General features: G+C 65.5%; 21 protein-coding genes and 1 tRNA gene. 19 read left to right on the forward strand and 3 right to left on the reverse strand.

Annotated features, from left to right (window positions below):
- The first annotated feature begins 4 nt into the window (after positions 1-4).
- The 13 genes from ACTJK0_RS04535 to ACTJK0_RS04595 all read left to right on the forward strand — a co-directional run bounded on the left by ACTJK0_RS04535 (position 5) and on the right by ACTJK0_RS04595 (position 12,113).
- Positions 5-427 (forward strand): cytidine deaminase, encoded by a 423-nt coding sequence (locus ACTJK0_RS04535; protein ID WP_110542776.1) that lies wholly within the window; start codon positions 5-7, stop codon positions 425-427.
- Complete coding sequence (locus tag ACTJK0_RS04540) at positions 424-1,740, forward strand: thymidine phosphorylase (protein WP_110542777.1); 1,317 nt, start codon at positions 424-426, stop codon at positions 1,738-1,740. The genes ACTJK0_RS04535 and ACTJK0_RS04540 overlap by 4 nt, the downstream gene beginning before the upstream one ends.
- Before the next feature lie 6 nt (positions 1,741-1,746).
- Positions 1,747-2,376 carry a DedA family protein gene (locus tag ACTJK0_RS04545; protein ID WP_440744404.1) on the forward strand — a complete coding sequence of 210 codons (630 nt, stop codon included), beginning with the start codon at positions 1,747-1,749 and terminating at the stop codon, positions 2,374-2,376.
- 134 nt (positions 2,377-2,510) lie between these two features.
- Positions 2,511-3,236, forward strand: coding sequence for a DedA family protein (locus ACTJK0_RS04550; RefSeq protein WP_440744405.1), 726 nt, complete (start codon positions 2,511-2,513; stop codon positions 3,234-3,236).
- A 53-nt stretch (positions 3,237-3,289) separates the two neighbouring features.
- A complete protein-coding gene (locus ACTJK0_RS04555; RefSeq protein ID WP_440744406.1) occupies positions 3,290-4,426 on the forward strand; it encodes an adenosine deaminase in 1,137 nt (378 codons plus the stop codon).
- Positions 4,427-4,505: 79 nt separating this feature from the next.
- Positions 4,506-5,096 carry a MazG nucleotide pyrophosphohydrolase domain-containing protein gene (locus ACTJK0_RS04560; RefSeq protein ID WP_110542923.1) on the forward strand — a complete coding sequence of 197 codons (591 nt, stop codon included), beginning with the start codon at positions 4,506-4,508 and terminating at the stop codon, positions 5,094-5,096.
- A gap of 119 nt (positions 5,097-5,215) precedes the next feature.
- Positions 5,216-6,496: a phosphopyruvate hydratase gene (gene eno / locus ACTJK0_RS04565; protein WP_110542781.1), complete on the forward strand. Its 1,281-nt coding sequence runs from the start codon at positions 5,216-5,218 to the stop codon at positions 6,494-6,496.
- Between the two features lie 138 nt (positions 6,497-6,634).
- Positions 6,635-7,312, forward strand: coding sequence for an FtsB family cell division protein (locus ACTJK0_RS04570; RefSeq protein ID WP_440744407.1), 678 nt, complete (start codon positions 6,635-6,637; stop codon positions 7,310-7,312).
- 27 nt (positions 7,313-7,339) lie between these two features.
- A complete protein-coding gene (locus ACTJK0_RS04575) occupies positions 7,340-8,011 on the forward strand; it encodes a DUF501 domain-containing protein (protein ID WP_440744408.1) in 672 nt (223 codons plus the stop codon).
- Positions 8,008-8,955, forward strand: a complete 948-nt coding sequence (locus tag ACTJK0_RS04580) for a Ppx/GppA phosphatase family protein (RefSeq protein WP_440744409.1) — start codon at positions 8,008-8,010, stop codon at positions 8,953-8,955. The genes ACTJK0_RS04575 and ACTJK0_RS04580 overlap by 4 nt, the downstream gene beginning before the upstream one ends.
- A 4-nt stretch (positions 8,956-8,959) precedes the next feature.
- Complete coding sequence (locus ACTJK0_RS04585) at positions 8,960-10,369, forward strand: S8 family serine peptidase (RefSeq protein WP_440744410.1); 1,410 nt, start codon at positions 8,960-8,962, stop codon at positions 10,367-10,369.
- Positions 10,370-10,403: 34 nt separating this feature from the next.
- Positions 10,404-11,864: an NAD(P)/FAD-dependent oxidoreductase gene (locus tag ACTJK0_RS04590; protein WP_440744411.1), complete on the forward strand. Its 1,461-nt coding sequence runs from the start codon at positions 10,404-10,406 to the stop codon at positions 11,862-11,864.
- Between the two features lie 175 nt (positions 11,865-12,039).
- A tRNA-Leu gene (locus ACTJK0_RS04595) sits at positions 12,040-12,113 on the forward strand.
- A gap of 216 nt (positions 12,114-12,329) precedes the next feature.
- Here ACTJK0_RS04595 and ACTJK0_RS04600 read toward each other — a convergent pair.
- On the reverse strand, positions 12,330-12,488 hold the full coding sequence (locus ACTJK0_RS04600; protein WP_440744479.1) for a hypothetical protein: 159 nt from the start codon (positions 12,486-12,488) through the stop codon (positions 12,330-12,332).
- Between the two features lie 28 nt (positions 12,489-12,516).
- Between ACTJK0_RS04600 and ACTJK0_RS04605 the strand changes: the two genes are divergently transcribed.
- From ACTJK0_RS04605 to ACTJK0_RS04630, 6 genes are all read left to right on the forward strand, one after another.
- A complete protein-coding gene (locus ACTJK0_RS04605) occupies positions 12,517-13,584 on the forward strand; it encodes a branched-chain amino acid ABC transporter substrate-binding protein (protein ID WP_440744477.1) in 1,068 nt (355 codons plus the stop codon).
- A 156-nt stretch (positions 13,585-13,740) separates the two neighbouring features.
- Positions 13,741-14,748 (forward strand): branched-chain amino acid ABC transporter permease, encoded by a 1,008-nt coding sequence (locus ACTJK0_RS04610; RefSeq protein ID WP_110542788.1) that lies wholly within the window; start codon positions 13,741-13,743, stop codon positions 14,746-14,748.
- Positions 14,745-15,992 (forward strand): branched-chain amino acid ABC transporter permease, encoded by a 1,248-nt coding sequence (locus tag ACTJK0_RS04615; RefSeq protein WP_440744412.1) that lies wholly within the window; start codon positions 14,745-14,747, stop codon positions 15,990-15,992. Before ACTJK0_RS04610 ends, ACTJK0_RS04615 begins: the two co-directional genes overlap by 4 nt.
- Entirely contained in the window at positions 15,989-16,936 is a 948-nt protein-coding gene (locus ACTJK0_RS04620) for an ABC transporter ATP-binding protein (RefSeq protein ID WP_440744413.1), read from the forward strand. The genes ACTJK0_RS04615 and ACTJK0_RS04620 overlap by 4 nt, the downstream gene beginning before the upstream one ends.
- Positions 16,923-17,636 (forward strand): ABC transporter ATP-binding protein, encoded by a 714-nt coding sequence (locus ACTJK0_RS04625; RefSeq protein WP_110542791.1) that lies wholly within the window; start codon positions 16,923-16,925, stop codon positions 17,634-17,636. The genes ACTJK0_RS04620 and ACTJK0_RS04625 overlap by 14 nt, the downstream gene beginning before the upstream one ends.
- A gap of 151 nt (positions 17,637-17,787) precedes the next feature.
- Entirely contained in the window at positions 17,788-18,705 is a 918-nt protein-coding gene (locus tag ACTJK0_RS04630) for a Bax inhibitor-1/YccA family membrane protein (RefSeq protein WP_440744414.1), read from the forward strand.
- A gap of 90 nt (positions 18,706-18,795) precedes the next feature.
- On the opposite strand, the gene galK is transcribed toward ACTJK0_RS04630, so the two are convergent.
- Positions 18,796-19,956, reverse strand: a complete 1,161-nt coding sequence (gene galK, locus ACTJK0_RS04635) for a galactokinase (RefSeq protein WP_440744478.1) — start codon at positions 19,954-19,956, stop codon at positions 18,796-18,798.
- Between the two features lie 17 nt (positions 19,957-19,973).
- Positions 19,974-21,128: a galactose-1-phosphate uridylyltransferase gene (galT, locus tag ACTJK0_RS04640; protein ID WP_440744415.1), complete on the reverse strand. Its 1,155-nt coding sequence runs from the start codon at positions 21,126-21,128 to the stop codon at positions 19,974-19,976.
- Positions 21,129-21,157: the final 29 nt, after the last annotated feature.

A 21,157-nucleotide genomic window follows, 5' to 3' on the forward strand; every position in this document is an offset into this window, starting at 1 on the left:
GGCCATGGACAGGGCAACTGCCGCTCAGGGACAGAGCGTGGACTGGGGCGCGCTGGAGATCGCCGCCGTCGCAGCCATGAAGAACGCCTACGCCCCGTATTCGAAGTTTCCGGTGGGCGCCGCCGCGCTCACCGGGGACGGCCGCATCGTCACCGGCTGCAACGTGGAGAACGCCAGCTACGGGCTGACACTCTGCGCTGAGTGCACTCTGGTGGGAAACCTGCAGATGACCGGGGGCGGGCTGCTCCGGGCCTTCTACTGCGTAGACGGGGCCGGCAACATCCTGATGCCCTGTGGCCGGTGCCGGCAGCTGCTCTACGAATTCCGCGCCCCGGACATGCAGCTCATGACCACTGGCGGCATCAAAACCATGGACCAGGTGCTTCCCGACGCCTTTGGTCCCGAACACCTGGAGGAGACCCGGTGACCGAGAGCAAAGCCGAAGCATTCGACGCCGTCGACATCATCCGCACCAAGCGGGACAAGGGGACGCTGAGCCCCGAGCAAATCGACTGGACCATCGACGCCTATACCCGCGGAGCCATTGCTGATGAGCAGATGGCAGCCCTGAACATGGCCATCCTGCTCAACGGCATGGACCGCGCCGAAATAGCCCGCTGGACCGCAGCCATGATCGCCTCCGGCGAGCGGATGGATTTCTCCAGCCTCCGGCGTCCCGACGGCGGCCTGAAGTACACCACAGACAAACACTCCACGGGAGGCGTGGGCGACAAGATCACCCTGCCGCTGGCCCCGCTGGTGGCGGTGTTCGGCGTCGCCGTCCCACAGTTGTCCGGCCGGGGGCTGGGCCACACCGGCGGGACCCTGGACAAGCTGGAATCCATTCCAGGCTGGCGGGCGAACCTCAGCAACGATGAAATCCTGGCCCAGCTCCAGGACGTGGGGGCGGTGATCTGTGCCGCCGGCGCCGGCCTGGCCCCAGCGGACAAGAAGCTCTACGCGCTGCGCGATGTCACGGGCACCGTGGAAGCGATACCGCTGATCGCGTCGTCCATCATGAGCAAGAAGATCGCCGAGGGCACCGGCTCGCTGGTCCTGGACGTCAAGGTGGGCTCCGGGGCGTTCATGAAGGACGAAATCAGGGCCCGCGAACTCGCCGAAACCATGGTGGCGCTCGGCAAGGACGCCGGGGTCAACACGGTGGCGCTGCTGACCAACATGAACACTCCCTTGGGCCTCACCGCAGGCAATGCCATCGAAGTGGAGGAATCCCTGGAGGTCCTGGCCGGTGGCGGCCCGGATGACGTGGTGGAGTTGACTGTCCGGCTGGCCGAGGAGATGCTCGCCTGCGCAGGCGTGCACGACGCCGAGCCCGCCGCCGCGCTCAAGGACGGCCGCGCGATGGACGTCTGGAACCGGATGATCGCTGCCCAGGGCGGCGACCCCCACGCCGCCCTCCCCGTTGCCAGGGAATCCGATGTTGTCTACGCCCCGGCGGACGGCGTACTGGTGGAACTGGACGCCCTGTCCGTCGGCGTGGCTGCGTGGCGGCTGGGTGCCGGCCGGGCCCGCAAGGAGGATGCAGTCCAGGCAGGGGCCGGGGTGCGCATGCATGCCAAGCCCGGCGCCACCGTCCGGGCGGGGGAGCCGCTGATGACGCTGCTCACCGATACCCCCGAGCGGTTCGCCCGTGCCCGGGAAGCCCTGGAACACGCCGTCGTCATCGCCCCGGAAGGCTCCCGGCCTGCCCAGCAGCTCATCATCGACCGCATCGCGTAGGGACCTATGCAGGCCATCAATGACTTCATCCTCGCCGCGGCCGGACAGCCGTGGGTGCTGGTCCTGGTACTGGCGTGCTGCGTCATTGACGGTTTCTTCCCACCCATCCCCAGCGAGTCCGTCGTGGTGGGCCTGGCAGCTGTTGCCGCCACGGCAGGCGTTCCCAACCCGCTGCTCCTGGCCCTGGTGGCGGCAGCGGGCGCCTTTTCGGGCGACAACATCGCCTATCTCCTGGGCAGGCGGGTCGGTACCCGCCGCTGGGCCTGGATGCGCGGACCGCGGATGCAAAGCGCGTTCCGCTGGGCAGGCCGCGAGTTGCGGAGGCGCCCGGCGTCATTGATCCTTGTGGCCCGCTTCGTGCCCATCGGCAGGGTGGCGGTGAACCTCACGGCCGGTGTCACGCACTATCCCCATCTGCGGTTCGTCGGCCTGACCATCCTGTCGGCCACCCTGTGGGCCGGCTACTCTGTGGCCATCGGACTCTTCTTCGGCCAGTGGTTCGAGGACAACCACCTCCTCGGCGCGGCTATAGCCATCGTCTGCGCCGTCGCGCTTGGCATCGTTGTGGACCTGGTCATCAACAAAGTCCGCGGCAAACCCAACGTGGTGGAACGGATCCGGGAACCGGAGGCGTGACCGGCACGTTCAAGGAGTAATTCCCGGCTGGGAGGCGTAGCGTACTGCGCCTCCCTCATGGGACACTTAGGAACGATTTCCGCTTTGGCTGCGGCACTTTGGCTGTGTCATTTTTTATACAGGAGCAACACCGCGTGGAGTTTACTAATGAGGCCGTGCTCCATGCAGCGGGCCAATGGTGGATCTACCCCATCCTGCTGGTGTTCTTCTTCGTGGACGGCTTCGCCATGGTGGTCCCCAGCGAGACCCTCATAGTGGCGCTCGCAGCCTTCGCGCGGCACAGCGGCGAACCCAACCTGTGGATCCTCGGTATCACGGCCCTGGTGGGTGCCATTGCCGGTGACAACATGGCCTACATGCTCGGCCGCAAGATCGGCCTGGAGCGGTGGGGATGGATGCGCCGGCCCAAGGTCCGGAAAGTCTTCGCCTGGGCCCGCTATGAACTTGAAAAACGCGGCGCGGTACTGATCTTCACCGCCCGCTACATTCCCTGGGGCCGGGTGGCCGTCAACTATGTGGCGGGCAGCACCGGATTCTCGCACCGCAGGTTCTTCGTCTTCGACGCCTTCGCCTGCGTGACATGGGTGGGTTACTCCCTTGGCATTGGCCTGCTGGCCAGCTCGTTCCCGTGGCTTCACCACAACCCCCTGCTGAGCGCCGGCATCGCCGTGGTGTTCGCCATCGTCCTCGGCGTGGTCATCGACCATCTGCTGCGCTGGTGGCATAAACGGCTGGGCCGCCACGACGCACCGGAAACGGACGAACGGAGCGACGAAACCACCGCTTCAGCAAAAGATGGCAGGACCGTCACGCAGGCCCTCGTGGTGCCGTCGGCAAAGGCCGGTCCAGCCGCCAAGTAGCGGCCCGCTGTGAACGGCTGGCATTGAACTGCGCCCCACCCTAAGGTGGGAACGTGACTGAGCCCATTGTTGACGCTGCCCCTGCCATCGATTTTGACCTGAAGAGCCTGCCCAAGGTCTCCCTTCACGACCACCTGGACGGAGGACTCCGTCCGGCCACCATCATCGAACTGGCCGAAGCTGTGGGCCACACCCTCCCGTCCACCGACCCCGTCGCCCTGGGCCAGTGGTTCCGCGAATCAGCCGACTCGGGATCGCTGGTCCGCTACCTGGAGACCTTCGACCACACCGTCGCCGTCATGCAGACCTACGACGGCCTGTTCCGGGTGGCGAAGGAATTCGTCGAAGACCTTGCCGATGACGGAGTGGTGTACGGCGAGGTTCGCTGGGCGCCCGAGCAGCACCTGCAGAAGGGCCTCAGCCTCGATGAAGCCGTCGAAGCCGTGCAGGAGGGCCTGGAAGCCGGCGTCGAAGCCGTATCCGAGTCAGGGCGCGAGATCCAGGTGGGGCAGCTGATCACGGCCATGCGGCACGCGGACCGCGGCCAGGAGATCGCCGAACTGGCCGTCCGCCACCGCAACAAGGGCGCAGTGGGCTTCGACATCGCGGGTGCCGAGGACGGCTTCCTGCCCAGCCGCTTCAGGGACGCCTTCACCTACCTCGCACAGCAGAACTTCCCGGCCACCGTGCACGCGGGCGAGGCCGCCGGACTCGAGAGCATCCAGTCCGCCCTGGTGGACGGACGCGCCCTCCGCCTGGGCCACGGCGTCCGCATCGCGGAAGACATCATGGTGGAATTCGACGACGACGAGGAAGCAGGGGACACCGTGGGCCTTGTCACCCTCGGCGACCTCTCCAGCTGGGTCCGCGACCGCGGCATCGCCCTGGAGATCTGCCCGTCCTCCAACCTCCAGACCGGCGCCATTGCCGAATTCGGCGAAGGCATCGAAAGCCACCCCCTGGACATGCTCTACCAGCTGGGCTTCAACGTCACCATCAACACGGACAACCGCCTGATGAGCGGCGTTACCCTTACGGACGAGTTCAACCTCCTGGTGGAAACCTTCGACTATGACCTCGACGACCTGCTGGAGCTGACCCTCAACGCTGCCGAGGCGTCCTTCCTGCCGCTGGAGGAAAAGGAAGCGCTGGTGGAATACATCAACGACGCCTACGCCAACCTTGGCTGATCCGGATTCCCGGCCCGGCAGTTCTGCAACGGAAGAACTGCTGGACCGGATTGCCCAGCTGCGCATGCACTGCCCCTGGATGGGTGCCCTGACGCATGGGTCACTGGTGGAATACCTCCTGGAGGAGGCCTACGAAGTGGCCGAGACCATCGAGGAAGGCCACCCGGACGCTGAACTGCAGGGCGAGCTCGGTGACGTGCTGCTCCAGGTGGTGCTCCACGCCCGCCTGGCTGAGGAACGCGGCGCCTTCACGTTCGACGACGTAGCGCGCGGCCTGGGTGCCAAAATGGTCCGGCGGAATCCCCATGTCTTCCGGCCTGACGGCTCCCTGCAGGACAGCTTCCCGGCCACCGTGGCGGAGATCGAGCAGAAGTGGGATGCCGTCAAGCGGGCCGAAAAGCCCGAACGGCAGGACCCATTCGAAGGTATCCCGCAGTCACTCCCGGCACTGGCCAGGGCCCAGAAATCGCTGGACCGTGCCGCACGTGCGGGTCTTGGACTTCCCCCGGGCATTCCCGTGCCTGAAAGCGAGGAGGAACTCGGAAGCCTGCTGCTCGCCGTCGTCCGGTCTGCCCGGGACAACGGCATGGACGCAGAGCGGGCCCTGCGTGCCGCTGTCGACCGCTACCAGCGTGACCAGAGGGACCAAAGCGGCCACGCGCCATCATGACGTCCAGGCATTGACCCCGTTTGAGTAACCCGCAGCACTCTCGACTAGGCTGGTCCCTGACGAGTACGTCGAGTTTTCTGCCTGATTCCCCCCGTTAATCGCCCATAAGGAGCAAATTCATGGCGCTTATCGATGCCATCCACGCCCGCGAGATCCTCGATTCCCGCGGCAACCCCACTGTTGAAGTTGAAGTCCTGCTGTCGGACGGCCAGATCGGCCGCGCCGCGGTCCCCTCCGGCGCCTCCACCGGTGAGCACGAGGCCGTCGAACTGCGTGACGGCGACAAGGGCCGCTACCTGGGCAAGGGCGTGCAGAAGGCCGTCGACGCCGTCATCGACCAGATCGCTCCCGCACTGACCGGCTTCGACGCCACCGACCAGCGCAGCATCGACCAGGCCATGCTGGACCTGGACGGCACCCCCAACAAGGGCAAGCTGGGCGCCAACGCCATCCTGGGCGTCTCCCTGGCCGTAGCCAACGCTGCCGCAGCCTCGGCCGACCTGCCCCTCTACAAGTACCTCGGCGGACCGAACGCCCACGTCCTGCCCGTGCCGCTGATGAACATCCTCAACGGTGGATCGCACGCCGACTCCGACGTCGACATCCAGGAATTCATGATCGCCCCCATCGGCGCCGAGACCTTCTCCGAGGGCCTGCGCTGGGGCGTTGAGGTCTACCACAACCTCAAGTCGGTTCTGCAGCAGAAGGGCCTGTCCACCGGCCTCGGCGACGAAGGCGGCTTCGCCCCCAACCTGCCGTCCAACCGCGCAGCCCTGGACCTCATCACGGAGGCCATCAAGAACGCCGGCTACACCCCGGGCAAGGACATTGCCCTGGCCCTGGACGTCGCCTCCTCCGAGTTCTACAAGGACGGCGCCTACCAGTTCGAAGGCAAGTCCCTCTCCGCCAGCGACATGAGCGCCTACTACGGCGAACTCGTTGCAGACTACCCGCTGGTCTCCATCGAGGACCCGCTGGACGAGAACGACTGGGACGGCTGGAAGACCCTCACCGACGCCATCGGTGACAAGGTCCAGCTGGTGGGCGACGACCTCTTCGTCACCAACCCCTCCATCCTGCAGCGCGGCATCGACACCAGGACCGCCAACTCCCTGCTGGTCAAGGTCAACCAGATCGGTTCACTGACCGAGACCCTGGACGCCGTCAGCCTGGCCCAGCGCGCCGGCTACACCACCATCACCTCGCACCGCTCCGGTGAAACCGAGGACACCACCATCGCCGACATCGCGGTGGCAACCAACGCCGGCCAGATCAAGACGGGTGCCCCGGCCCGCTCGGAGCGCGTAGCCAAGTACAACCAGCTGCTGCGCATCGAAGAGGAACTCGACGACGCCGCACGCTACGCAGGACGCAGCGCGTTCCCGCGTTTCAAGGGCTAGTAACCGCCTAAACCCTGCCGCGGTGGCTATGGTTGAAAGACCATAGCCACCGCTGTTGTTTGCAGCAGCAGTGTTCGTCAGCTTTGTTCGTCCAGCACAGATCGTGGCGGCCCCGGCAGGCTGCGTTTCAGGAGTGTCATGGCTACCCGCCGCCCCAAAGTTCCCAAGGTCGCCCCCACCCGTCCAGCCAAGGAAACGGCCGACGACGGATCCTCCGGCGGCGCGGAGGTCATCCGGGCGGATTTCCGGCCGGCCAAGGGCAGGTCCGCGGCAGTCCCCGCACCTGCAAAGGACAACCACGGTGATGGAACGGCAGGCCAGCGCGCCGGAAAAGCGGGGGAGGCCAAGACGCCCAGGCCATCCGCATGGCGCAAGGGCAGCAGTCCCGTGGACGGCAAAGATGCCCACAGCCCCGAAGACGAACACCATCCCGTCCCGGCCAAAGCGTTCTCCGGCCGCATGCTGGCGCTGGCCGTGGTGATGGTCGCGATCACCATCATGCTCGCGCCCACCGTAAAGATCTTTTTCGACAAGAAGGCTGAAATCGACGCGCTGAACGCCGATATCGCCGCACGCCAGGCCGAGGGAGACGCCCTCCGGCAGCAGGTTTCGCGCTGGCAGGACCCCAACTACGTCAAGCAGCAGGCCCGTGACCGCATTAACATGGTTATGCCGGGCGAAACCGGCTACTGGGTTTTCGGCAGTGACGAGCCGGCCGGACAGAACAGTAGCCCCGCCGCAGCAGCACAAGACCCCGCCGATCTGCCGTGGGTGGATTCCCTGTGGGAGTCCATCAGGCGCGCGGCCACAGACTGAACCGCACAGGAAGGACGGCCCGCGACAGTGGAACACAACACGGCAGCCGCCCGGGATGAGTCCCGCCAACCAACAGCACACGACCTTGAAGTACTGAGCAGGCAGCTGGGACGTCCCGTCCGCGACGTCGTGGAGATTCCGGCGCGCTGCGTCTGCGGAAACCCGCTCGTCGCCGCCACCGCCCCCCGCCTCAGCAACGGCACTCCGTTTCCCACCACCTTCTACCTGACCCACCCGGTGATCACGTCCGCGGTTTCCAGGCTGGAAGCGGCGGGAGTCATGAACAGCATGAACGAACAACTGGCCGGCGACCCCGCACTGGCCACCGCCTACCGCGCTGCCCACGAGCAGTACCTTGCCGCCCGCGATGCCATCGGGCACCGTTCCGGGATCGGTGCGGTACCGGAAATCGACGGTGTCTCGGCCGGGGGAATGCCCACCCGCGTCAAATGCCTGCACGTCCTGGTGGGCCACTCCCTGGCCGCCGGCAGCGGCGTGAACCCCCTCGGTGACCAGGCCATTGCGATGATCAGTGAATGGTGGACCGCGGACAAGTGCTACTGCGGCGGTGCCTGGGACACCACCGGGGAGGCCCCTTCCCGGGACCTCAGCAGGCACGGGCCGCAGGGCCTGCCGGACATCGTCGGCCGGCCGGCCCCGGTACGGAAGTCCGCCGCCACAACGGAGGCCCCGGAATGACCCGCGTGGCGGCCATCGACTGCGGCACCAACTCCATCCGGCTCCTGATCGCGGACATCGACGGTAGCAACGGCAGCACGGCACTAACCGATGTCGTCCGGGAAATGCGCGTGGTCCGGCTGGGCCAGGGCGTGGACGCCACGGGCGAGCTGGCACCGGAGGCGCTGGAGCGCACCCTTGCCGCCACCGCCGACTACGCCCGCCTGATCAAGGAGCACGGTGCTGAACGCATTCGGTTCGTGGCCACGTCCGCCAGCAGGGACGCCCGCAACCGGGATGTCTTCGTGGACGGCGTCCGGAATTTGCTCGGAGTGGAACCTGAGGTCATCTCCGGCGATGAGGAAGCAGCATTGTCCTTTGCCGGGGCCAGCAGCGTCCTGCCCATCCTCGATGGCCAGCAGGTACTCGTGGTGGACCTCGGCGGCGGAAGCACCGAGTTCGTCCTCGGCACCGCAGCGGGTGTCACCGCAGCCAAGTCCGTGGACATCGGTTGTGTCCGCCTGACCGAGCGGCACCTTCGGAACGATCCTCCCACCGCCGAACAGGTTGCTGCGGCGGAAGCCGACGTGGACGACGCGATGGACCGCGCGCGGCTGGATGTGCCGCTGGAACGTGCCACCGCCGTCGTCGGTGTTGCAGGGTCCGTCACCACCATCACCGCGCATGCGCTCCGCCTGCCCGCCTACTCAGCGGATGCCATCCACGGCACCGTGCTGCCCCTCGAGGACATCCGCGCCGCATCCACCGACCTGCTGGAGATGACCCGGGACAACCGTGCAGCCCTGCCGTACATGCACCCCGGCCGCGTGGACGTTATCGGCGCCGGGGGACTGGTGTGGCGGCGGATCCTGGAACGCATGGGGGAGCTCAGCGACGGGAAGATCACAAGGGCAACCGCAAGCGAGCACGACATCCTCGACGGCATCGCACTGAGTATCGGTTAGGTTCATGCACCCCACTCCAGCATCCACCCCGCAAATGCCCCGCGCTGTGGCGGCCATCATGTCCGTCCTCCTGGCTGCATGCTGCGTTTGTGCCGGCCTCTTCGCCGCGCCGGTCGCCCGGGCTGACGAATGGCGCGACAAAGAATACTGGCTGGCCGACTCCGGCATCACCAAGGCCTGGGAAGTGTCAAAGGGCGCGGGCGTGAAGGTCGCAGTCATCGACAGCGGCATCGATGCCAAGCATCCCGATCTCAAGGGTGCAGTTGCCGGTGGATACGACGCATCCGGCTCAGGCCAGCCGGACGGCCAGAAGAGCGTGGGCTCCAAACCCGAACACGGCACCCTGGTGGCCACCATGCTCGCAGGCCGCGGACACCAGCCGGCCAGCCCGAGCCCCAGCCCCAGCCCAGGGCCGGCGGGCACGGCGCCGGACGGCATCGTGGGTGTGGCGCCGGAAGCGCAGCTCATCTCCGTTTCCACCTGGCTGGGCTCACCGAACCCCTCAGGCAAGAGCGACCAGGACCAGATTCCGGAAGCAGTCCGCTGGGCAGTGGACAACGGCGCGAAAGTCATCAACATTTCGCTTGGCAGCACCACTCCCCAGTGGCCGCAAAGCTGGGACGCCGCCTTCCTGTACGCCGAGCAAAAGGACGTGGTCATCGTTGCGGCCGCCGGCAACCGCGTGGGCGGCAATACCCAGGTAGGTGCCCCCGCCACGATCCCCGGTGTCCTCACGGTGGCGGGCCTGGACCGGAAGAACCTTGCCAGCGTTGATGCTTCCTCCCAGGGCATCAGCATCGGCGTGGCCGCACCGGCCGAAAACCTCCTGGGCGGGCTGCCCGGAGGCGGCTACGCGGAGTGGGCCGGCACGTCCGGCTCCACGCCGATCGTTGCCGGCGTCGCCGCCCTCATCCGTTCCAGGTGGCCCGACATGAGCGCCGAACAGGTGATCAACAGGATTGTCTCCACGGCAAAGGACGCCGGCGCCCCGGGCAAGGACCCCCTTTACGGCTATGGCATCCTCAACGCTGAGGCCGCGCTCAAGGCGGACGTCCCGGAAGTATCGGCAAACCCGCTGGGCACCATCGCGGAATGGATCCGGGTGCATCGTCGGGGCAACGCGGCTCCCGCCACCCCGCTGCCCACCGCCACATCGGCGCCCAGCGCGGCACCTACGCTGCCCGAAGCCACCGTGCCCGCAGCCAAGGCTCCGTCCCAGCGTGACAGTGCCATTGGCGCCGCCGTCGTGATTGGTTTTGGAGCCCTGTTCGTGGCCATTATCGCGGCTGCCGCCATCCAGATCCGGAGGGCTGCCCGCAACCCATCGCTTGCCAGGGAAGAAGCCGATACTGGGGTGGTGGACCGGGTGCAAACGCGCCAAAATCCGCAGGTTACGGACCATCGCCCAAGTTAGTGAAGATTTTCACAAACTGCGCTATCCTTAGACTATGGCAACCACCCCACAGCTCCAGGACCGTCCCAGGGTACTCGTCGTCGGCGGCGGGTACGTCGGCCTGTACGTAGCACTGAAACTGCAGAAGAAGATCGCAAACGCCGGTGGCATCGTCACCGTCGTCGATCCGCTGCCCTACATGACCTACCAGCCCTTCCTCCCCGAGGTCGCCGGCGGCAACATTGAAGCCCGCCACGCGGTGGTGTCCCACCGTCAGCACCTCAAGCAGACGGAGCTGATCCAGGGCCGCGTCACCTCGATCGACCACGAAAACCGCACGGCTGTGGTGGCTCCCGCTGATGGCGGCGAAAACTTTGAAATTCCCTACTTTGACGTCGTGCTCGCAGCCGGCGCCATTACCCGCACGTTCCCCATCAAGGGCCTGGCGGACAAGGGAATCGGCCTAAAGACTATCGAGGAAGCTGTTGCGCTGCGCAACAAGCTGCTGGAGCGCATCGAGGTTGCCTCCACCATGACCGACCCCGCAGCCCGGGCCAAGGCCCTCACCTTCGTGGTGGTCGGCGGCGGCTTCGCCGGGATCGAATGCATCACCGAAATGGAAGACCTCGCCCGCGCCGCGGTCAGGAACAACCCCCGGATCAAGCAGGAGGAAGTCCGCTTCGTCCTGGTTGAGGCCATGGGCCGCATCATGCCGGAGGTCACCGCCAAGCAGGCTGACTGGGTGGTTGAGCACCTGCGCAGCCGCGGCATTGAGGTCCTGCTGAACACCTCGCTGGACAGCGCCGAAGGCACCCTGAAGCTCATCAACCTCCCGGACAAGACCCCCGCCCAGGAGTTCGAGGCGGACACCCTCGTCTGGACGGCAGGCGTGCAGGCCAACCCGATGGTCCGCTCCACCGACTTCCCGCTCGAACCCCGTGGCCGCGTCCGCGTCCTGCCGGACCTGCGCATCGCAGGCGACGAAGGCATCGTGGAGAACGCCTGGGCCGCCGGCGACATCGCCGCTGTTCCGGACCTCACCGGCAAGGGCCTCCCGGACGGTACCTGCGTCCCCAACGCCCAGCACGCCCTGCGCCAGGCCAAGCGCCTCGCCAAGAACCTGTGGGCTTCCCGCTGGGACAAGCCGCTGGCCGACTACAAGCACAAGAACCTTGGTGCCGTAGCAGGCTTCGGCGAATGGAAGGGCGTTGCCAACATCAACCTCCTGGGCCGCATCGGCCTCAAGGGCGGACTCGCCTGGCTGGCCCACCGTGGCTACCACGGCATGGCCATGCCCACGTTCGAGCGCAAGTTCCGCGTCATCCTGAACTGGATCATCGGCTTCTTCGCCGGCCGCGACACCACCCAGCTGGTGGACCTGGACAACCCGCGCGGTGCCTTCGTGGCAGCAGCCACCCCGGCTCCGAAGCCCGCAGCCGCGGCTGTTCCGGCCGGCGGTTCGGGTTCAACCGCTGCGTCCGCTCCGAAGGAAACTGTGTCGGCCAACGCCAAGTAGCATCCGCCCGCTCTGCTGGGCATAACGCGTCGGACGGCGGCTGTCCCCTTTCCGGGGCCGGCCGCCGTCGGCGTATCCCGGCAAGTCCTGGCGTTTCCCGTAAGCCCCACGCCCGGTCCGGCATGCGCCGGACGGATGCATGCCCCCGCTCCTGACGGGATACCATTGTCCCGGCGCCCCAGTAGCCCAATTGGCAGAGGCAGCGGACTTAAAATCCGCGTGTTGTGGGTTCGAGTCCCACCTGGGGTACACCTGTCCCCGCCGCGCCGCCTTGCCGGACATTCGAAAGCCGCCCCTCACGGGGCGGCTTTCGGCGTTTAATTCCCCATAGGAAACTACTGTTATAAGGCTGTGACCTCAGTCACTTAGTTTCGCTGGCATCTATGCACTAGCTTGAAGCTAAATCAGGAATTCCTGGTCCCGATCCAGGCGCCAAAGCGCCCGTTCCGCACCCGCATCGCCCGGTCATGTTTCGGAAGGCAGATTAATGTACCGAAAGAAAGTCCTCACTTCGTTGGCAGCAGCAGCCACGTTCAGCATGCTGTTGTCGGCCTGCGCAAACCAAGCCGGCCCGAGCAACACTGAAAGCTCCGGCTCGTCCAGCAAAGTGAACATCCCCGCCATTTCGAAAGTCGATGTTCCGACCGGCGCTGTGTTGCCCGCTGGAGATGGCAAGGCAACCTGCCCGGCCACCACCACACTGGCCTACGCAGGTGCGCAGACCGGCCCCAACGCCCAGCTCGGCGTCAATATCTTCAACGGCATCCAGCTGGCCATCGACCAGCACAACAAGGCCAACCCGGGTTGCCAGGTCCAGTTCAAGAAGTTCGACACCGAAGGCGATCCCAACAAGGCCACGGGCCCCGTCACCCAGCTTGTGAGCGAGCCGGAGATCCTGGGTGTGATCGGCCTCCCGTTCTCGGGTGAGTCCAAGGCCACGGGCAACATCTTCGAGCAGAAGGGCCTGGTCCACATCACGCCGTCGGCCACCAACCCCACGCTGACCCAGAACGGCTGGACCACCTTCTTCCGGGGCCTCGGTAATGACGCCGTCCAGGGCCCGGCTGCCGCCAAGTTCCTTACCGGCAAGCTCGGAGCAAAGAAGGTCTACCTGGTGCAGGACGACTCCGATTACGGCATTGGCCTGGGAACCTCCACCTCCGCCGGTCTCGGCAGCGTACTGGCCGGCACGGAGAAGGTCACCACCGGGCAGAAGGACTTCTCGGCCGTCATCTCCAAGATCATGAACGCCAAGGCAGACGCAGTGTTCTACGCCGGCTACTACCCGGAAGGCGCGCCGTTCGACCAGCAGCTGGTTGGCAAGGGCTTCACGGGAACCTTCGTGGCACCTGATGGCGTGAAGGATGACCAGTTCATCAAGCAGGCGGGCGACGCGTCCAACAACACCTACTTCACGTGCCCCTGCCTCCCGGGCGAACTCATCCCGGACTTCGCCTCGGCCTACAAGGACGTGTCCAAGGGTGCAGCGCCCGGCACATACTCGATCGAGGGTTATGACGCCGCGACCGTCCTCCTGTCCGGAATCGACGCCGGCAAGCAGAGCCGCCCGGACCTGCTCGCCTGGGTGAAGTCCTACGACAAGGACGGCCTCAGCAAGCACTACAAGTGGGACGACAAGGGCGAACTCCAGGCTCCGACCGTGTACGGCTACAAGGTGGAAAACGGGAAGATCGTTCCCATCGGCCCAATCGGGGAGTAGCAGCCCGGCAATAGACAACGGCTGTGGGGGCCAGCATCAGCAGGCCCCCACAGCCTTTTCTTCGCTTGGCAGCAGCCCCGAACCACGTAACGTCACTAGACACAAGTCCCACGGCCGGGCCCACAAGGCCGCGTTCAACTGGATCGAGATGTTCCCATGCTTCCCTCACTTGTCCCTTTACTTCCCACCGAAAACGACTGGATCACCTTCGACATTCCGTCCCTGGCCGAGAACTTTTGGAGTGCAACCTTTGACGGCCTCACCTTTGGGGCCATCTACGCGCTCGTAGCGCTCGGCTACACCCTGGTCTACGGCGTGCTGAACCTGATCAACTTCGCCCACTCGGAAGTCTTCATTGTCGGCTGCTATGCCGTCTTCTTTACCCTCAGCACCCTCGGCTTCGGCCCCTCGGTTCCCAGGCTCGACATTTGGTCCATCATCCTGAACCTGCTGCTGGCGCTGATCCTGGCGATGGTTGCCTCGGCGGTAACGGCCTTCCTGTTGGAACGGATCGCGTACAAGCCACTGAGGCAACGGAATGCGCCCCGCCTGGTCTTCCTGATCACCGCCATCGGTGCTTCCTTCACCATCCAGTACCTCATTTACCTGTGGCGCGGTCCCAGCCCGGAATTGGCGCTGACCATGTTCCGGCCCCTGCCCATCTTTGATGTCTTCGGCACCATCATTGATTCCCAGCAGCTGGTCATCATCATTGCTGCGGTCATCATGATGGTGGGCATCGACAGGTTCATCAGCAAATCCCGCACTGGCCGCGGCATCCGCGCCGTTGCCCAGGATCCTGATACCGCGACATTGATGGGCGTCAACAAAGAGCGCATCATTATTACCACCTTCGTCATTGGAGGCTTGCTCGCAGGAGCCGCTGCCTTGTTCTACGTCATGAAGATCCCGTCCGGTGTCCAATACAACGGCGGGTTCATCCTCGGGATCAAGGCGTTCGCGGCGGCTGTGCTCGGCGGGATCGGCAACGTCCGCGGGGCGCTGCTGGGCGGCCTTTTGCTCGGCCTGATCGGCAACTATGGCCAGATCCTGCTGGGCAACTCGCAGTGGACCGACGTTGTGGCGTTCGTGGTACTGGTGCTCGTACTGCTGCTGCGGCCCGAAGGCATCCTGGGAACTTCCCTTGGAAGGAGCAAAGCATGAGCATGACCGACGGCCCGACGCCGCTGGAGACAGCAGCCGCGGAACAGGCAGCTGAGGAACGCGAAGCGTCAGCGAAAGCCGCAGGCAAAAGCGCGCTCCGGCAGCGGGAGGGGCGCAAAACCGGGTACTTCTCCGATCGCTGGAACGCCCTGTCCCGCCAGCAGCAATGGGCATTCCTGGTGATCGTGGTGGTCCTGGCCTACCTGCTGCCGCTGATCAATCCACCCATCATCACCACGGAGCCTGGCAACAACTTCGCCCTGGCCTGCTTCGACATGGCCCGGTTCGCTCTCATCGCCGTCGGCCTTAACGTCGTGGTTGGGTACGCCGGCCTGCTTGACCTGGGATACGTCGCCTTCTTCGCCGTGGGTTCCTACTGCGCGGCGATGCTGACCAGCCCGGACTCGCCCTTCCTGCACATCCCGTACCTGTGGACCATTCCCGTGGCCATGGCCGTGACCATGTTCTTCGGCGTGGTGCTGGGCGTCCCAACACTCCGCCTCAGGGGCGACTACCTTGCCATCGTGACCCTCGGTTTCGGTGAAATCGTGCGCATCCTGGCTACCATCATTCCCGCGATGAAGGGCCAGGTGGGCTTCCAAAACGTGGGCCACCCGCCGGGAACCGAACCCAACGGCGCACCCATCTTCTCCAACTCAAACGGCGTGCCCTGGTACTGGCTGACCTTGACCATCATCATCATCATTACCCTCCTGGTGGGCAACCTGGAGCGCAGCCGTGTTGGCCGCGCCTGGATCGCCATCCGGGAAGATGAGGATGCCGCGGAAATCATGGGCGTTCCCACCTTCAAGTACAAGGTGTGGGCCTTCGCTATCGGCGCTGCCATTGGTGGCCTTTCCGGTGCCCTGTTCGCGGGCCAGGTGGGCTTCGTCAACAACCAGAAATTCGACGTCACCACGTCCATCCTGTTCCTGGCCGCCGTCGTCCTTGGTGGCGCGGGCAACAAGGTTGGCGCCATCCTGGGCGGCGCCCTGGTCAGCTACATCCCGCTGAGATTCACGGCCATTGCCGAGTACAAGTACCTGATCTTCGGGATTGCGCTGGTGCTCATCATGATCTTCCGGTCCCAGGGGCTGCTCCCGGCGCGCCAGCGCCTGCTCGCCTACGGGCGGACGGCATTGAACAAGGTCGTCAGCCGCGACGGCATGGAAGCCAAAGACAAGGACAAGCCCGCGGCAGGTTCCGATGCAGGTGCTGCAGCACAGAGAGGGGCGGAGGCATGAGCTCCGAGGAAAGGCACAGCGGCTCCAGCAGCGTGGAGGAGCAACCGGCACAGGACGGTTCCGCAGCTGTTGCGCCCGAAATCGACATGGAGGCCCTGGCCGAAGCAGGCGTGGACCAGGATCTGGCCGAGAAAGTGGCGCCGGACCGCGACATTGCGGTTGCGGTGGGCGACAACATCGTGGAGGTGCAGAACCTCACTATCAAGTTCGGTGGCCTGGTGGCACTGGACAACATCAGCTTCAACATCAAGCGTGGTGAAATCCTGGGGCTCATTGGCCCCAACGGCGCCGGAAAGACCACCTGCTTCAACGCAATGACGGGCGTCTACAAACCCACCAGCGGGAAGGTGGTCCTGGAAGGCCAGGTCCTGAACGGGATCAAGCAGCACAAGATCACCCGCCTGGGCCTGTCCCGGACCTTTCAAAACATCCGCCTGTTCGGCGAAATGACAGCCCTGGAGAACGTGGTGGTTGGCCTGGACGCCCGGCACCGCACCAGCGTGGGCGGGGCGTTGCTGCGCCTGCCCACGCACACCAGGGAAGAGAAGTCCGCAATCGAGCGCGGCATGGCCCTGCTTGATTTCGTGGGCATCAGCACCCACGCGCATGTCCTTTCACGGCAGCTGCCGTACGGGTACCAGCGCAGGCTTGAGATCGCACGGGCCCTGGCAACAGATCCGAAGGTGCTGTGCCTGGACGAGCCCGCTGCCGGGTTCAACCCGGCGGAAAAGGAAGATCTGATGGCCCTCATCCGTACCATCAGGGATGAGGGCTACACGGTGCTGCTCATCGAGCACGACATGAAACTCGTGATGGGCGTGACGGACCGGATCGTCGTGCTGGAATTCGGGAAGAAGATCGCGGATGGTTTGCCCCGGGAGATCCGTGAAGACCCCCGCGTTATTGCCGCTTACCTAGGAGAGCCCGAAGATGACGTTGCTTGAGCTTGAGAACGTTTCCGTCCACTACGGCCGGATCCAGGCGCTGCGGGACATCTCCTTCACCGTGGAGGAAGGCGAGGTAGTGGCCCTGATCGGTGCCAACGGCGCCGGCAAGACCACCACCATGCGGACCATTTCCGGCCTGCTGAACTGCTCGGAAGGCAGGATCACTTTCGAGGGACAGGACATCACCAAGATGAAGGCCCACATCCGTGTGGTGCAGGGAATTTCCCAGGCCCCGGAGGGCCGCGGGATCTTTCCGGGGATGACTGTGATGGAGAACCTGGACATGGGAACTTTTGGCCGCAAGGACAGAAGCGGCGTGGCCAATGACCTGGACCGCGTCTTTGACCTCTTTCCGCGCCTGAAGGAGCGGGAAAAGCAGTTCGGCGGAACCATGTCCGGCGGCGAGCAGCAGATGCTGGCCATTGGGCGGGCCTTGATGTCCAACCCGAAGCTGCTGTTGCTGGATGAACCCTCCATGGGGTTGGCTCCGCAGTTCATTCGCCAGATCTTCAGGATCATCAAGGAAATCAACAACCAGGGCACCACCGTCCTGATGGTCGAGCAGAACGCCAACCAGGCCCTGGCCGGGGCGCACCGGGCCTTTGTGCTGGAAACCGGCGAAATCACCCACAGCGGCACCGGGAAAGAGCTGCTGGAAGATCCCTCCATCAAGGAGGCCTACCTGGGCGTGGGATAGCGGCTCGGCGGGTCCCGGTGCATGTCGGGACGTAAACGGTCACGGTTCGGTTGCAACCGGGCCCGCCGGGAACTTCTTCAGCAGGCCCCTCGTGGGAATTGGTAGCGTAGCAAAGAGCTCATCACCCGCACCCACATGGAGGAATCCCGCAATGGCACTTGGCGGCAACCCGATCTTCAACGGAAAGAATTTCCGTGGAGCCACCCAGGCACCGCCTGTCCCGCAGGCTCCCTATGGCGCACCCTACGGCCAGGCGCCGTATGGCCAGCAGCCCTATGGCCAGGCACCGTACGGCCAGCAGGGGTGGGGCACACCGCCCCAGGCCATGACGGACGAACAGTTGCGGCAGATGTACAACCAGCCGTCGGCCGGCCCAGCGGACACGGGACGGATGACCTTTGACGATGTCATCATGAAGACCGCCGCCTGCCTGGGCGCAGTGCTGGTGGGCGCGGCCATCACCCTTACGGTCGGACTCCCGCTGGCGTCCTTGCTCATGATTGTCGGCGCCCTGGGCGGCTTCGTCCTGGCACTGGTCAATACCTTCAAGAAGCAGCCCTCGCCGGCCCTGATCCTGGCCTACGCGGCATTGGAAGGTCTCTTCCTCGGCGGCCTGACCCGGATCCTGGACGGCATGTTCCCCGGCGTCGGGCTGCAGGCGGTCATCGGCACGCTCTCAGTGTTCGCCGTGACCCTGATGCTGTTCAAGAACGGCAAGGTCCGCGCCACGCCCCGTGCCATGCGGTTCTTCATGATCGCGATCATTGGCTACGCCGTGTTCTCGCTGATCAATATGGTGCTGGTCTGGACAGGTGCCGTGCAGGAGCCGTTCGGCCTGCGCACCAGCGTCGAGATCTTTGGCATCCCGCTGGGCGTCTTCATCGGCCTGCTGGCCATCGGACTCGCGGCCTTCTCGCTGGTCATGGACTTCACCAGCATCGAGGAGGGCGTCCGCAACGGCGCCCCGCAGCGCTTCTCCTGGACAGCAGCTTTCGGCCTGACCGTCACCCTGGTCTGGCTGTACGTGGAGATCATCCGCCTGCTGGCCATCCTGCGCGGCGACGACTAGGCACCCAGGCGCCTGCCGCCGTCGTAAAGCAAAACCGTGGGCCCCACCAGTTGATGCTGGTGGGGCCCATGGCCATTAAGGGGGGGCAACCTACGCGATGCGCATGGCGCCTGCGGCAGGGGAGACGGTGAAGATGTCCGGGGCGGTGAAGCCGGCCCCGGCGAAGGCCTTGGCGACGGCGTCACGCACCTCCTGCTCGGCCGCGACTGGCGTCAGGGCAATCGCCGCCCCGCCGAACCCGCCTCCGGTCATCCGTGCACCGATGGCGCCATGGGCGCGTGAGGTATCGACGGCGAGATCCAGTTCCGGGCAGGAAATTTCGAAATCGTCGCGCATGGAGGCGTGGCTGGCGTCGAGCAGGGGCCCGACGGCGCCCGGGCCGGGGCCGGCCAGGAGCTCGACGGCCTGGAGGACGCGGTCGTTCTCCGTGACCACGTGGCGCACCCTCCGGAAAGTGACCTCGTCCAGCAGTCCGCTGGCCTCTGCCAGGTCGGCCACCTCCACGTCCCGCAGCGCCTTTACGCCCAGGACCTCGGCCCCAAGCTCGCAGGACGCCCGGCGCGAGGCGTAGCCGCCGTCCGCGTGGGAGTGCGAGACCTTGGTGTCGATCACCAGGAGAACCAAGCCGGCGGGTTCGGTCTCGAAGGGAACCAGGCTCGCCGTTTGGTCCCTGCAGTCCAGGAAGACGGCATGGCCCTTTGAACCGCGCAGGGATGCGGACTGGTCCATGATCCCCGTGGGAGCGCCCACAAAGTCGTTTTCTGCCCGTTGGGTGGCCAGCACCATGTCCTGGGCCTCCAGCCCGGCACCCGTGATGTCGTTGAGTGCGGTGATGACGGCGCATTCGATGGCGTGCGACGACGACAGGCCGGCCCCAAGCGGCACGTTGGAATCCAGCAGCAGATCGATCCCGGGGACGTCTATGCCCTGCTCCCGCAGGGCCCACATCACCCCGAGCGGGTATTTGGTCCAGCCCTTGGCCGTTCCGGGCCGCACAGACTCCAGGGACGTTGTAACCACGCCCTGATCGCCATAGGTGGACAGGAGCCGCACGGTGTTGTCTTGGCGGGCCGCCACGGCCACCCGGGCGGTGCGGTCGATGGCGAACGGCAGCACGAAGCCCTCGTTGTAGTCGGTGTGTTCTCCGATCAGGTTCACCCGTCCGGGCGCCTGCCACACGCCGTCCGGGGCGCTGCCGAACTCCTCTTCGAAACGGGCGCTGAGATCCTGCCCGGCGGACGTTGCCGTCATGCCATGATCCTGCATGCTCACGCGGAGGCTCCTTCCGGAGTGCCCGCCAGGGAGGCGGCACTGGTCGACGGCGGCAGGGCGACAGTACGCAGCCGTTCCGCCACATTTTCGGGGGTGGTGTCGTTGATGAAGGCGCCCATGGCTGCCTCCGACCCTGCCAAATACTTCAGCTTATCGGCCGCCCGGCGGGGGGAGGTCAGCTGGAGGTGGAGGTAGCCTGCGGGCCGCAGCACGTCGTCCAGCGGTGCTTGGTGCCAGGCGGAAATGTAGGGGGTGGGCGTGGGGTAGAGGGCGTCCACCCGCTTCAGCAGGTTGAGGTAGACCTCCGCCAGCTCGTCCTTCTCCTCCCCGTCCAGTGCTGCGAGGTCCGGTACCTTCCGGTGGGGGATCAGGTGGATCTCCAGCGGCCATCGGGCCGCGAAGGGGACGTAGGCGCTGAAATGCGTGCCTTCCAGGACCATCCTGCTGCCATCTTCCCGCTCTGCGCGCAGGAGTGAACCAGTCAGCGTGTCCTTGCCCTCCGTGGCGTCGTAGTACTTCCGGGCGGCGGCACCGATGACACCGGCCCGGGGCGTGACATAGGGGTAGGCGTAGATCTGGCCATGCGGGTGGTGCAGCGTTACGCCGATGTCGGCGCCCCGGTTCTCGAACGGGAACACCTGCTTGATGCCGGACATGGCATTAAGGGCAGCGGTGCGGTGGGACCACGCTTCGATGACCGTCCGTGACCGCTCCGGGCTCAGGCCGCTGAAGGATCCGGTGTGCTCGGGTGTGAATGACACCACTTCGCAGCGGCCGTAGGCAGGGCCTTTCGTTCCCCATGCGGCGTCGTCGGGTACCGGTCCGAGTGCCGGGCCCAGGGAGGGGAAGCGGTTTTCGAAGACCACGACGTCGTAATCGGCGGCCGGGATTTCCGTGGCGTTGCCGGCGGTGGTGGGACAGATGGGGCACTGGTCGGCAGGCGGCAGGTGGGTGCGTGCCTGCCGGTGCGCGGCAATGGCCACCCATTCGCCGGTCAACGCGTCGAACCGTACCTCGCCGGGTTCCCCCCGTGGAGGGAGCCCACGGTGGTCGGTGGTGACGTGGTCTGCCCGCGACGTGCGGGTGCGCGCATGGTCGAAGTAGATCAGCTCACGGCCGTCCGAGAGCTGGGTGCTGGTAATCCCTGTCATATCAAAAGTTTGGCATAAACGATCAAGAA

The organism is Paenarthrobacter sp. 22069, assembly GCF_052046035.1.
Taxonomy (GTDB): Bacteria; Actinomycetota; Actinomycetes; order Actinomycetales; family Micrococcaceae; genus Arthrobacter.